At 63.6% G+C, this 11,732-nt stretch carries 11 protein-coding genes; 7 read left to right on the forward strand and 4 right to left on the reverse strand.

Annotated elements, in window-relative coordinates:
• Positions 1-29: 29 nt before the first annotated feature.
• Positions 30-845, reverse strand: coding sequence for a class II glutamine amidotransferase (locus HJ583_RS08730; RefSeq protein WP_328824875.1), 816 nt, complete (start codon positions 843-845; stop codon positions 30-32).
• A gap of 163 nt (positions 846-1,008) precedes the next feature.
• On the opposite strand from HJ583_RS08730, the gene HJ583_RS08735 reads away from it, so the two are divergent.
• From HJ583_RS08735 to nifM, 7 genes are all read left to right on the forward strand, one after another.
• Positions 1,009-3,282 (forward strand): nitric-oxide reductase large subunit, encoded by a 2,274-nt coding sequence (locus HJ583_RS08735; RefSeq protein ID WP_170021572.1) that lies wholly within the window; start codon positions 1,009-1,011, stop codon positions 3,280-3,282.
• 58 nt (positions 3,283-3,340) lie between these two features.
• Positions 3,341-3,724, forward strand: a complete 384-nt coding sequence (locus tag HJ583_RS08740; RefSeq protein ID WP_170021573.1) for a SirB2 family protein — start codon at positions 3,341-3,343, stop codon at positions 3,722-3,724.
• Between the two features lie 59 nt (positions 3,725-3,783).
• Positions 3,784-4,221: an RrF2 family transcriptional regulator gene (locus tag HJ583_RS08745; RefSeq protein ID WP_170021574.1), complete on the forward strand. Its 438-nt coding sequence runs from the start codon at positions 3,784-3,786 to the stop codon at positions 4,219-4,221.
• 145 nt (positions 4,222-4,366) lie between these two features.
• Positions 4,367-5,497, forward strand: coding sequence for a homocitrate synthase (gene nifV / locus HJ583_RS08750; protein ID WP_170021575.1), 1,131 nt, complete (start codon positions 4,367-4,369; stop codon positions 5,495-5,497).
• 15 nt (positions 5,498-5,512) lie between these two features.
• Positions 5,513-5,830 (forward strand): nitrogenase-stabilizing/protective protein NifW, encoded by a 318-nt coding sequence (gene nifW / locus HJ583_RS08755; RefSeq protein ID WP_170021576.1) that lies wholly within the window; start codon positions 5,513-5,515, stop codon positions 5,828-5,830.
• Positions 5,827-6,303, forward strand: coding sequence for a nitrogen fixation protein NifZ (locus tag HJ583_RS08760; protein WP_101942714.1), 477 nt, complete (start codon positions 5,827-5,829; stop codon positions 6,301-6,303). The genes nifW and HJ583_RS08760 overlap by 4 nt, the downstream gene beginning before the upstream one ends.
• Positions 6,296-7,198, forward strand: coding sequence for a nitrogen fixation protein NifM (gene nifM / locus HJ583_RS08765; RefSeq protein ID WP_170021577.1), 903 nt, complete (start codon positions 6,296-6,298; stop codon positions 7,196-7,198). The genes HJ583_RS08760 and nifM overlap by 8 nt, the downstream gene beginning before the upstream one ends.
• Positions 7,199-7,236: 38 nt before the next feature.
• On the opposite strand, the gene flhA is transcribed toward nifM, so the two are convergent.
• The 3 genes from flhA to HJ583_RS08780 form a co-directional block, all read right to left on the reverse strand.
• Positions 7,237-9,333, reverse strand: coding sequence for a flagellar biosynthesis protein FlhA (flhA, locus tag HJ583_RS08770; RefSeq protein ID WP_170021578.1), 2,097 nt, complete (start codon positions 9,331-9,333; stop codon positions 7,237-7,239).
• Between the two features lie 14 nt (positions 9,334-9,347).
• On the reverse strand, positions 9,348-10,517 hold the full coding sequence (flhB, locus tag HJ583_RS08775) for a flagellar biosynthesis protein FlhB (protein WP_170021579.1): 1,170 nt from the start codon (positions 10,515-10,517) through the stop codon (positions 9,348-9,350).
• A gap of 157 nt (positions 10,518-10,674) precedes the next feature.
• On the reverse strand, positions 10,675-11,703 hold the full coding sequence (locus HJ583_RS08780; RefSeq protein ID WP_170021580.1) for a patatin-like phospholipase family protein: 1,029 nt from the start codon (positions 11,701-11,703) through the stop codon (positions 10,675-10,677).
• Positions 11,704-11,732: the final 29 nt, after the last annotated feature.

Here is an 11,732-nt window from a genome sequence, read left to right on the forward strand (position 1 = left end):
GGAAATCGGCAGAATTGCGTGAGCGCGGCTCAGCAAGCCACGCGTCGCCCCTCAGCAAATACGGCCAGCTCACCGACCGGCAGGGGTTGCCAGTGCTCGTCCGTGAGCGGTCGGGTGGCGACGATAATCATGCGGTCGTCCTGCTCGTTGTGGCGGGAAAAATCGATACCCAGCGGGCAATCGAGCAGATGTGCCCGGCCAAAGGGATAGGCCCGCTGCAGATAGTGCAACTCGGTACTGCGGTGGGTGAACAGCCATTCGCCGTTGGACAGCACGAAATTGAAGCTGCCGGCCGCAGCGATCAGGCGCGCCAGTTCGGCCAGGGTCTGGCTCAGTTGCGCCAGCCCCGGCGCCTGGCGGCCGAAACGGCTGAACAGGCCATCCAGCAACAGGCAGAAGGCGTGTTCGCTGTCAGTCTGGCCGCAGGGCGTGAAGCAGACCGGCGCCGGCAACTTGCTGACATCCAGATTGCCGTTGTGGGCGAAGGACCATTCCTGCCCCCACAAGTGGCGCAGGAAGGGGTGGCAGTTTGTGGCACTGATGCTGCCCTGAGTCGCCTTGCGGATATGCGCGATGACGTTACGCGAGCGGCCGGAATAGAGCTGGATCCACTCGGCCAGCGGTGAGCGGGCAGACGGCAGTTCATCAATCAGCAACTGGCAGCGGCGATCCTCATACAGGGCGATGCCCCAGCCATCTGCGTGCTCGTCCGTTTCGCCCCCACGACGCAGGAAGCCCTCGAGCGAAAAACTCAGGCGGGCAGGCTTCAGCGAATTCATACCGAGTAACTGGCACATGTGAGGAGTAACGGCACTAAGGCCTGATGCGTTGACCGGATTCTGCATGCAGTTTTTGAGCATGCTCAGACATCTTCCGCATAAGCAAATGCCGTGCGCAGGCTGCGCGACCGATTCGGATCAATAAGATTCACTTTTGTTGCATCTTCTAAAAGATTCACATAAAATGACTCTTATAAACACCCATCCTCACCTTCAGGAGAATCCGGACATGAAATCGTCACGCAAGCTGTGGCAATGGCTGGCAGCAATCTTCTTGCTGTCGTTTGCCGTGCTGGGCTGGATCGGCCATGAGATCTACCTCTCGGCTCCGCCCATTCCGACCCGCGTCGTCGCCAGCGACGGCAGCGTGGTCTTCGAGGAAGGCCAGGTCATGCACGGCCAGGAGGCCTGGCTGTCGGCCGGTGGCCAGCAGCTCGGCTCGGTTTGGGGCCATGGCAGCTATGTGGCGCCGGACTGGTCGGCCGACTGGCTGCACCGCGAGGCCATCGGCCTGCGTGAAGCACTCGCACAGAAAGCCTTCCAGCAAAGCTACGCGAGCCTGGCAAGCGATCAGCAGGCGCTGATCGGCGCCCGCGTGAAGCGCGAGCTGCGCAGCAATACCTGGGATGCCGCCAGCGGCGCGGTCACGCTCAGCGTGGAGCGCGCCGGCGTGGTGCGCGAGCTGGTCAAGCATTACACCGGCCTGTTCGGCTCGGAAGCTTCGCTCGACCTGCTGCGCGAGCAGTACGCGATGGTCAAGGACACGCTCAGGAATCCGGACGACCTCAAGGCCCTGCCGGCCTTCTTCTTCTGGTCGGCGTGGTCTTCGGCCACCGACCGCCCGGGCGAGACGGATCTTTCCTACACCAGCAACTGGCCGCACGAGCCCTTGATCGACAATATGCCGACCACCGGCAACGGCATCTGGTCCATCGTCAGCGTGATCCTGCTGATCGCCGGCATCGCCTTCATGATCGCCTGGCATTCGGCGGCCAAGGAGGAAGACGATCCGACTCCGCCGGCGCACGATCCGCTGTTCGAACTCAAACCCACCGCTTCGATGCGCGCCACCACCAAGTACTTTTATGTGGTGATCGGCCTGATCCTGCTGCAGGTGGTGATGGGCGTGGTCTCGGCCCACTATGCGGTGGAAGGCCAGAGCTTCTTCGGCATTCCGCTGGCCGAGATCCTGCCTTTCACGGTGAGCCGCACCATCCACACCCAGCTCGGCGTGCTGTGGATCGCCACCGCCTGGCTGGCCACCGGTCTGTACATTTCGCCGGCGCTCTCCGGCCATGAACCGAAGTTCCAGGCGCTCGGGGTGAACGTGCTGTTCTATGCGCTGCTGCTGATCGTGGTCGGCTCAATCGCCTGCGGTTGGGTCGGCACCCAGCAACGTCTGGGCACCGATTTCGCCTTCTGGCTCGGTAACCAGGGGCTGGAATACACCAGCATGGGCCGCATCTGGCAGTACGGCCTGTTCGCCGGCCTGATGATCTGGCTGGGCCTGATGGCACGCGGCCTGTGGCCGGCACTCAAGAAGCCCTCCGAATCGCGTGGCCTGATCGCCATGGTGTTCCTGTCCGCCACCTGCATCGGCGGCTTCTACGCCAGCTCGTTGATGTGGGGCCAGCACAGCCACTACTCGATGATCGAGTACTGGCGCTGGTGGCTGGTGCACCTGTGGGTGGAAGGCTTCTTCGAGGTGTTCGCCACCGCCGTGATTGCCCTGATCTTCACGCGACTGGGCCTGATCCGCTCGGCCTCGGCCAACGCCGCGATCGTGATGGAAACCATCGTGTTCCTCTTCGGCGGCATCCTCGGCACCCTGCACCACCTCTACTTCACCGGCACGCCGACCTCGGTGATCGCCATCGGCGCGATCTTCTCGGCGCTGGAAGTGGTGCCGCTGGCCCTGATCGGCTTCGAAGGCTATCGCAACTACCAGCGCAGCCAGGCCGCGCCGTGGGTGGCGAGCTACCGCTGGATCATCCTGTGTTTCGTGGCCGTCGGCTTCTGGAACTCGGTGGGTGCGGGCCTGCTGGGCTTCTCGATCAACCCGCCGATCTCGCTGTACTACATGCAAGGCCTCAACATGACACCGGCACACGGCCACGCCGCGCTGTTCGGGGTGTACGGCATGCTCGGCATCGGCCTGATGCTGTTCTGCCTGCGCGGTTTGATGCCGCGCGAGAACTGGCAGGATGTGTGGCTCAAGCGCATGTTCTGGATGCTCAACATCGGTCTGGCGATGATGGTTTTCATCTCGCTGGTGCCGGCCGGCATCTACCAGGCCTGGGCCAGTGTCAGCGAAGGCCTATGGTATGCCCGCTCGCCGGAGATCGTGCAATCCAGCGTGATGCACACCCTGGTGTGGCTGCGCGTGCCGGGCGACATCGTGTTCGCCGTTGGCGTGCTGTGCCTCGGCGTGTTCGCCCTGCGCCTGCTCGGCAAGCGGCGCCAGCCCGAAGCAGTTGGGCAGGTCCGTACCGCCGAACGCTAAGCCGCGTCATCACCCGCCCGCGCCTTCCGGCGCGGGCTTTTTCTTGCACAATCCCGGCATGGACTACCTCACGATCAAGGCCCTGCACATGTGGTGTGCCGGCCTCAGCATCAGCCTCTTCAGCCTGCGCGGCGGCCTGCAGTTGGCGGGCATCGACTGGCGGCGCTGGCGCCTGCTGCGTATCGCTCCGCATGTGGTCGACACGCTGCTGCTGAGCGCGGCGATCTGGCTCGCCACCTTGCTGCAGCAGATTCCCTTCGTGCATGGCTGGATCACCGCCAAGGTGCTGGCGCTGGTCGCCTACATCCTCGTTGGCCGCCTGGCCCTCAAGGCCGGCCAGCCGCCCCGGCGCGCAGCGCTGGCTTTCGGCGGCGCGCTGCTCTGCGTGGCCTACATCGTGTGCGTGGCCATCACCCATTCGGCCAGCCTCGGCCTGTTTTGACGCAGCCAGCGAGGGCGTAAGCCTGTATCGTTCGCAGCAGGAAAAGATCGTCGCCCGCCATGAAACTCACCACCTTCACCGATTACACCCTGCGCGTGCTGATGTACCTCGCGCTGAATCAGGATCGCCTCGCCACCATCCAGGGCATCGCTGAGGCCTATGGCATATCGGAAAGCCACCTGATGAAGGTGGTGCAGCACCTGGCCAAAACCGGCGTGATCGAAGCCCTACGCGGCAAGGGCGGCGGCATCCGGCTGGCCCTGCCGGCTAGCGAGATCCGCATTGGCCGGGTGGTACGCGACGCGGAAGGGGATGGCCCGATCGTGGAGTGTTTCAGCGCCAACGACACCTGCCGCATCACCCCCAACTGCAAGCTGGCCGGTGCCCTGCGCCGCGCGTTTGACGCGCTCTACACCACGCTGGATGAATACACCTTGGCCGATCTCACCCAGCAGCCAGCCGCGCTGGTACAGATCCTGAAGATCGTGCGCAGCTGACGCTGCTGTCGCAAATCCTGCAGGGTTTTGTCACCAAGCCCCCACACAAACGCTCTCGCTCATTAATTTTTCCATTTAAAATCATGCGGATAAGTTCTGGCACCGTGCTTGCTGAATACAGCCAAGGCAACCAAAGGGGCTGGGCATGGGCCGCAGGATCATCATCAACGACACCACACTGCGCGACGGTGAGCAAACCGCCGGCGTAGCCTTCAGCGCCGCCGAGAAGCTGGATATCGCCCGCCAGCTCGACGCGCTGGGCGTGCCGGAGATGGAGGTTGGCATCCCGGCCATGGGCGAAGCCGAGCGCGACTGCATTCGCGCCATTGCCGAGCTGGGCCTGCAAGCCCGGCTGATGGTGTGGGCCCGCCTGAATGAACGTGACATCTCCGCCTGCGCCGGTCTCGGCGCGCAGCTGATCGACATCTCAGCGCCTTCTTCCGACCAGCAACTGGCCAGCAAACTGGGGCGCCCGCGCAGCTGGTTGCTCTCCGAGATCCATCGCCTGGTGCATTTCGCCCGCGACCTTGGCCTGGAAGTGAGTATCGGCATGGAGGACGCTTCACGGGCCGACCCCGCCTTTCTCGCCCAGATTGCCGAGGTAGCGGCCCGGGCGGGCGCGCGTCGCCTGCGCTTTGCCGACACCCTGGGCATCATGGAGCCCTTCGGCGTGGAGCGCGCCATCAAGGCCTTGCGCAAGACGACCCGGCTCGAAATCGAGATGCATGCTCATAACGATCTGGGCATGGCCACGGCCAACACCCTGGCGGCAGCACGCGCCGGTGCCAGCCATCTGAACACCACGGTCGGCGGGCTTGGAGAGCGGGCCGGCAACGCAGCGCTGGAGGAAGTCGTGCTCGGTTTGCGCCAGTGCTACAAGCTCGAAACCGGCGTTGAACTGTGCAATTTTCCGGTACTCGCCCAGTGCGTAGCCAAGGCTTCGGGGCGACCGATTCCGGCCCAGAAAAGCCTGACCGGGTCGAACGTGTTCACGCATGAAGCAGGCATCCATGTTGATGGCCTGCTCAAGGACCCTCACAACTACCAGGGTTTCGATCCGGCCATCGTCGGGCGGGAGCATCGCGTGGTGCTGGGCAAACACTCCGGCACCCGTGCCGTGAAATCGGTCTTCGCCGCCCTCGGGCGCCAACTCGGCGATCTGGAGGCACACCTGCTGCTGGAGATGGTGCGACGTTTCGTCGCCCTCGAAAAACGTACCCCGGACGAATCCGAACTGATGCTGCTCTTCAAGGGCCTGCATCAGGAATGCTGCTGAAAGAGAGAGGTCATCATGAGCACCGAGCACCCTGACTTTACGGACGATCTGGCCGAGCTCGAATCGGCCGAGGACTTCCTCACCTACTTCGGCATAGCATTTGATCCCAAGGTTGTGCGGATCAATCACCTGCACATCCTGCAGCGCTTCCACAACTATCTGAACGGGGCGGGCAAGGCGCCGGAGTACGAAACCTGGAAACATCTGCTGGCCCGCGCCTATCAGGATTTCGTTCATTCCGATGCGCTCACCGAAGGTGTCTTCAGCGTTTTCAAACGTGCCCGCGGCATCCAGACCGTGCCGATCACCGCCATTGGCCGGAGGCAGCCATGAGACCGCGCTGGGAGCTTGGTGAAAGCCTGCGCGTGACGCGCAATGTGCGCGACGACGGCACCTTTCCCGGCGCCACCCGTGGCGAGCTGCTGGTGCGCCGCGGCAGCATCGGCACAGTGGTCGACATCGGCAGCTTCCTGATGGATCAGGTGATCTACTCACTGCACTTTCTCGAGCAGAACCGCATCGTCGGTTGCCGCGAAGAAGAGCTGCTCGGTCTGGACGAAGCCTGGATCGACACCCGTTTCGAATCGCGCGAACGCGTGCTCAGCGCACGCGATCTGGCCATTGGCGGCGAAGTGCGCGTGCCAGCCGGTGCGCGCGGCGAAATCCTCAAGGTACTCCGCGATCTGCCGGAAGGCCCGGCTTACCACGTGCATTTCGAGTGCTGGGCGGGCCACCCGCTGATCGTGCGCGAAGCTGCGCTTGCCCCTGTTTCAACCCCGTTGCCGGAAGCCTGCTGCAATGTCTGAAATCGCCTCCCCCTCCCCCGTAGTCACCGCCACACCGGCTTCCGCCACGCCCGCCAGCTCTGCCGCCTCGGGTTATCTGGCGCTCAAGCAGGCTCAGGCCCTCTTCAAGACCACGCCCGAGCGCCTCGACGCCGAGCAACACCACAAGCTTGAGGCCGTCGTCAATCGCCAGCGCGCGATCGAAACGCGCATCCTCGGCAGCCGCCAGGCCACGCACGTCGTGATCAGTCCGGAAGCTGTCACCCACAGCATTGCCGAGATTGCCGCAAACTTCAGCAATGAGGCCGAGTTCGTGTGCGATCTGGCCCGTTTCGGACTCAGCGAACAATCGCTACGCGCCGAAGTAGAGCGCGAATTACGCGTCGAAGCCGTACTGGAAATGGTTTCGGCAAAAGTTGCTCCGGTCAGCAACATGGAAGTGGAACTCTTCTACCACCTGCACCACGCCCGCTTTGAAACCCCGGAGCGCCGTACCCTGCGCCACATCCTGCTGACCCATGACGACAGCGAAGCGGGCCGCGCAACGAGCCGTCAGCGCATCGAAGTCATCCGCGAACTACTGCTGCGCCATCCGGATCGTTTCGGTGAACAGGCCCTACGTCATTCCGAATGCCCCACGGCGATGCAGGGTGGCCTGCTCGGCCAGGTGCCGCGAGGCCAGCTGTTCCCGGCGCTGGATGCGGCCGCCTTCACAATGCGTGCCGGCAGCCTGTCGGAAGCGCTGGAATCCCCCATGGGCTTTCACCTGCTGCGCTGCGAAAACATCCAGCCGGCCGGCAAGGTGCCCCTGACCCAGGTACGCGATCGCATCCGCGAGCAGATGCTGATCACCCGCAAGCAGAACAAGCAGCGGGCCTGGGTGTGCCAGATCATGAGCCACGAAGCCCGCACCTGATCAGGCAAGGCCGCCTCCTGCGCGGGGCGGCGGAGTGCTTAGCTACCCACCATGCTCGCCACGCGGATGCTGCGGCTCTCCGGCACCTCGGAGTGGGCAATGACCTTGAGCGAAGGCACGGCACGCCGCAGGAAACGCGCCAGCAGCCAGCGCAGGCTGTTGGGCACCAGCAGCACCGCCGGCAGGCCGACTTCTTCCTGACGTTGCGCCGCCGCCGCGGTTTCGCGCATGAGGGTATCGGCCAGGCCGGGTTCGATTGCGCCACCTTCGCCGCCTGAGGCCAGGGCCTGATGCAGCAGACGCTCCAGCCCCGGTTCCAGCGCGATGACCGACACTTCGTTGCTGCCCGGGAAGAGCTGCTGCACGATGGCCCGGCCCAGCGAAATACGCACCCGGGAGGCGAGCTCCACCGGATCCTGACTGCGCGGAGCATGCTCGGCCAGCGATTCGACGATGGTACGCATGTCGCGGATATTGATGCCTTCTTCCAGCAGGTATTGCAGCACGCGCTGCAGCACATGCAGCGGCAATACCTTGGGCACCAGATCCTCGACCAGCTTGGGCGACTCGCGCTGAATGTGATCCAGCAAGGCCTGGGTTTCCTGGCGCCCGAGCAGGTCCGCCGCATGACTCATGAGCAGGTGATTGAGATGGGTAGCCACCACGGTGCTGGCGTCCACCACGGTGTAGCCTAGGGCATGCGCCTGCTCGCGGCGGGCATTGTCCACCCATACCGCAGGCAGGCCAAAGGCCGGATCGGTCGTGGCGGTGCCGGGCAAGGTGCCGCCAACACGCCCCGGATTGATGGCGAGAAACTGCCCGGGATAGGCCTCCCCCTTGCCGATCTCCACCCCCTTGAGGGTGATCCGGTAAGCGTTCGGCTTGAGTTCCAGGTTGTCGCGGATATGCACCGGCGAAGAGAGAAAACCGATGTCCTGCGCAAACTTCTTACGCAGGCCACGAATGCGCTTGAGCAGCTCGCCATCCTGACTCTTGTCCACCATCGGGATCAGGCGATAGCCCACCTCGAGGCCCAGCACATCCACCGGCGTCACATCGTTCCAGGTCGCATCCAGCGATTCTGGCGCTTGCCCCGGCGTCTGCGCCGGCAGGGGCTGCGCTTCGGCCTCTGCCTCGGCCGCCTGCTTCTTGCCGGTATTCCAGGCCACTGCCGCGAGGCCCGCCGCCAGGGTCAGGAAGATGAAGTTCGGCATGCCCGGGATCATGCCCAGCACGCCGAGGATCGCTGCGGCCAGGATGCTCACATTCACATTGCCGAAGAGCTGGTTGATGAGCAGCCCGCCCACATCGCCTTCGTCGCCCACGCGGGAAACCACCATGCCAGCGGCCACCGAGATGATCAGGGACGGCAGCTGGGCCACCAGGCCGTCACCGATGGCCAGCATCACATACTGGTTGGTCGCGCGATCAAGCTCCATATGGTGCTGCAGCACGCCGACGATCAGCCCGCCAATCACGTTGATGAACAGAATCAGGATGCCGGCCACCGCGTCGCCGCGCACAAACTTCGAAGCACCATCCATGGCGCCATAGAAATCCGCTTCCTGGGCCACCTCGATACGCCGCCTCTTGGCTTCCTTGTCGTCAATCAGGCCAGCATTCAGGTCGGCATCGATGGCCATCTGCTTGCCGGGCATCGCATCCAGGGTAAAGCGTGCCCCCACTTCGGCGATCCGCCCGGCGCCCTTGGTGATTACCACGAAGTTGATCACGGTGAGGATCACGAATACCACCACGCCCACCGCCGTGTTGCCGCCTACCAGAAAGTGACCAAAGGCCTCGATCACCTTGCCTGCCGCGTCCGGGCCGGTATGGCCGTGCAGCAGCACCACCCGGGTGGAAGCCACGTTCAGCGACAGGCGCAGCAAGGTGGTGATCAGCAGCACGGTGGGGAAGACCGAGAAATCCAGCGGCTTCTTGGTGTACATCGCCACCAGCAGCACCATCATCGAGATCGCGATGTTGAAGGTGAAGAACACGTCCAGCGCAAACGCCGGCAGCGGCAACACCATCATTGCGAGCATCGCCAGCAGCAGGATCGGCGCCGCCAGCTGGCGGATGTTGCTCGGCGCAAAGAGCGTCTTCAGATTGACCGTGTTTGCGTTACTCGCCATGACTCAAACCCTCTTCAATATCGATTCGCACCAGCAGCCTCGGGCGCGGTGGTTGCCCCCGGATCCAGCTCTGGCGGAACATCAAGATCGTGCGGTCGCTCAGGCGGCAAGCCGCCCTGAGCGAGAAAATGATTGAGCTGATACACATAGGCCATCACCTCGGCCACGGCGGTGTACAGCGCGGCCGGCACCTGATCGCCGACCTCGGAATGACGAAACAGGGCACGCGCCAAGGGCGGTGCTTCGAGCAGCGGCACCTTGTGCTCCTGGGCCAGTTCGCGGATCGCCTGCGCCACCAGATCCGCCCCCTTGGCCACCACGGTGGGGGCGCCCATCGCCCCGGCTTCGTATTTCAGCGCCACGGCATAGTGGGTCGGGTTGGTCACCACCACGTCGGCCTTGGGCACCGCTGCCATCATGCGGCGACGCGCCATGTCGCGCTGGCGGGCGCGGATCCGCGCCTTGAGCTGCGGATCGCCTTCCATTTCCTTGTATTCCTGCTTGAGCTCTTCCTTGGTCATCTTGAGCCCGTCGTAGTAACGCCAGAGTTGGAAGGGCACATCCAGCGCCGCCACCAGTGCCAAGCTCGCTACGACCCACAACAGGGACATCAGCAGCATGTCGCCGAACATGCTCATGCCGGACTCCAGCGGCATGCTCATCAAAGCCACGATCTCGCCCCGCTGCGACCACAGCACCCAGCCGCCGATGCTGCCGATCAGACCGGACTTGAGCAGCCCTTTCACCAGCTCAGCTACGCCGTGCATCGACACCATACGGCTCAGCCCGTTCATGGGATCCAGCCGGTTCAGGTCCAGCTGGAAGGCCTTGAAGGAGAAAATCAGCCCCCCCATCATCACCGGCGCGGCCACAGCGGCCACCAGCATCACCACAAAAAAGGGCAGCAGTGCCGTAAGCGCATCGATGCTCAGGCGCAAGAGCTGCTCGTACATGTATTCGCTGTTGAAACTCTGCTCACGACCAAAGCTGAGCCCGCCTCGCATCAATGCCGAGGCATGCGCCACCATCCAGCGGGAAACTACCAGCAAGGTCAGCACAGCCGAAATCATGGTCAGGAAGCTGGCCAGCTCACGCGACTGCGGCACCTGCCCATCGGCACGAGCCTGCTCAATGCGCCGGCCTGACGCTGGTTCGGTCTTTTCGAGGTCGCTGCCTTCCGCCATGTCCACTGCCTCTGCGCAATAGAGGCATTATTTGCCGCAACGGCAAGCCTTGCCGGGCCGAACAGGGGCGAGAAAGCGGGCTTATTCAGGCATTGCTGACCCATGCGCCGCCACGTCCAAGGGCTGCAAGGAAGCTCAAGGCTCTTTCCGGTGCTTCTTACGCGGGAAGAAAAGTCGCCTGCAGATCCAGGCTGGCTCGATGCCCCACGGCCTCGGCGTGCTCTGCCAGCCAGCGCCGGGCATGGCTGCGGCCGGCATCACGCAGGCGGTGCAGGAAGGCTTGATTGGCAACGCTCTTGCTCGCTGCGGTGAGCCCGCCGAGCACCGCTTCGGCTTCGATCAGATGGAAACGCGTGCTGCGCAGACGTGCTTCCAACGAGCCGGAAAGCCAGCCACTCTCGCTCGCCATCTCGCGCATGGCCGCCAGCAAACGCATTTCACGCATGAAGGCATTGGTGAAAGCCAGTTGCGCAGCGCGCTCCTGAATCTCATCGGCACCACGCGGGGTGCGCTCGTGATGGAGCGGCGCTAGCATCACGATCAGAATGTCGCGTGAATCGCAGAAACGGAACAGAGGAAAAACCGCCGGGTTCGCTGCATAGGCTCCGTCCCAGTAGGGCTCGCCCTCGATGATGATGGCGTGATGCAGGGTCGGCAGGCAGGCCGAGGCCAGCAGCGCGTCGGCACTGAGATCGGCATTCCGGAAGAGTTTCAGATGCCCGCTGTTGGCGTGAGTGGCCGCGATGAAGAGCTTGAACGGCGAGGCATGACGCAGACGCTCGAAATCGAATTGAGCTTCAACCAGATCCCGCAAGGGATTCAGATCCAGCGGATTGAGCTGGTAGGGCGAGAACCAGCGCGTAAGCTGCAGCATCCAGTTCATGCCGGGCATGGGGGTGGTCGGGTCGATGATCGGCGGCACCACCTCACGGGGCCCGCTCAAGGCCACTCCCTCCCAGAAATTGCTCAGCGCCTCACGCGCGCCCTCCGCACCACCGAGCAGCCAGCCATGCGCCAAAGCCACCGCATTCATGGCTCCGGCGCTGGTGCCGCTGATGCCCTCGAAGCCGAAGCGGCCGTCTTCCAGCAAGGCATCCAGCACACCCCAGGTAAAGGCCCCGTGCGCACCACCGCCTTGCAAGGCAAGATTGAGGGAGAACGAGCTCGGGCTGACCTTGGCAAACATGTGCGCAATCCGGGTGTGCAACAGCCTGC

Source organism: Uliginosibacterium aquaticum, from assembly GCF_012972705.2.
In the GTDB taxonomy this organism is placed as follows: domain Bacteria; phylum Pseudomonadota; class Gammaproteobacteria; order Burkholderiales; family Rhodocyclaceae; genus Uliginosibacterium; species Uliginosibacterium aquaticum.

Excerpts from the sequence above, each read along its gene's own strand:
- HJ583_RS08730 (WP_328824875.1), bottom strand. The coding sequence starts at position 845 with ATGCAGAATCCGGTCAACGCATCAGGCCTTAGTGCCGTTACTCCTCAC.
- HJ583_RS08735 (WP_170021572.1), top strand. The coding sequence starts at position 1,009 with ATGAAATCGTCACGCAAGCTGTGGCAATGGCTGGCAGCAATCTTCTTG.
- HJ583_RS08740 (WP_170021573.1), top strand. The coding sequence starts at position 3,341 with ATGGACTACCTCACGATCAAGGCCCTGCACATGTGGTGTGCCGGCCTC.
- HJ583_RS08745 (WP_170021574.1), top strand. The coding sequence starts at position 3,784 with ATGAAACTCACCACCTTCACCGATTACACCCTGCGCGTGCTGATGTAC.
- nifV (WP_170021575.1), top strand. The coding sequence starts at position 4,367 with ATGGGCCGCAGGATCATCATCAACGACACCACACTGCGCGACGGTGAG.
- nifW (WP_170021576.1), top strand. The coding sequence starts at position 5,513 with ATGAGCACCGAGCACCCTGACTTTACGGACGATCTGGCCGAGCTCGAA.
- HJ583_RS08760 (WP_101942714.1), top strand. The coding sequence starts at position 5,827 with ATGAGACCGCGCTGGGAGCTTGGTGAAAGCCTGCGCGTGACGCGCAAT.
- nifM (WP_170021577.1), top strand. The coding sequence starts at position 6,296 with ATGTCTGAAATCGCCTCCCCCTCCCCCGTAGTCACCGCCACACCGGCT.
- flhA (WP_170021578.1), bottom strand. The coding sequence starts at position 9,333 with ATGGCGAGTAACGCAAACACGGTCAATCTGAAGACGCTCTTTGCGCCG.
- flhB (WP_170021579.1), bottom strand. The coding sequence starts at position 10,517 with ATGGCGGAAGGCAGCGACCTCGAAAAGACCGAACCAGCGTCAGGCCGG.
- HJ583_RS08780 (WP_170021580.1), bottom strand. The coding sequence starts at position 11,703 with ATGTTTGCCAAGGTCAGCCCGAGCTCGTTCTCCCTCAATCTTGCCTTG.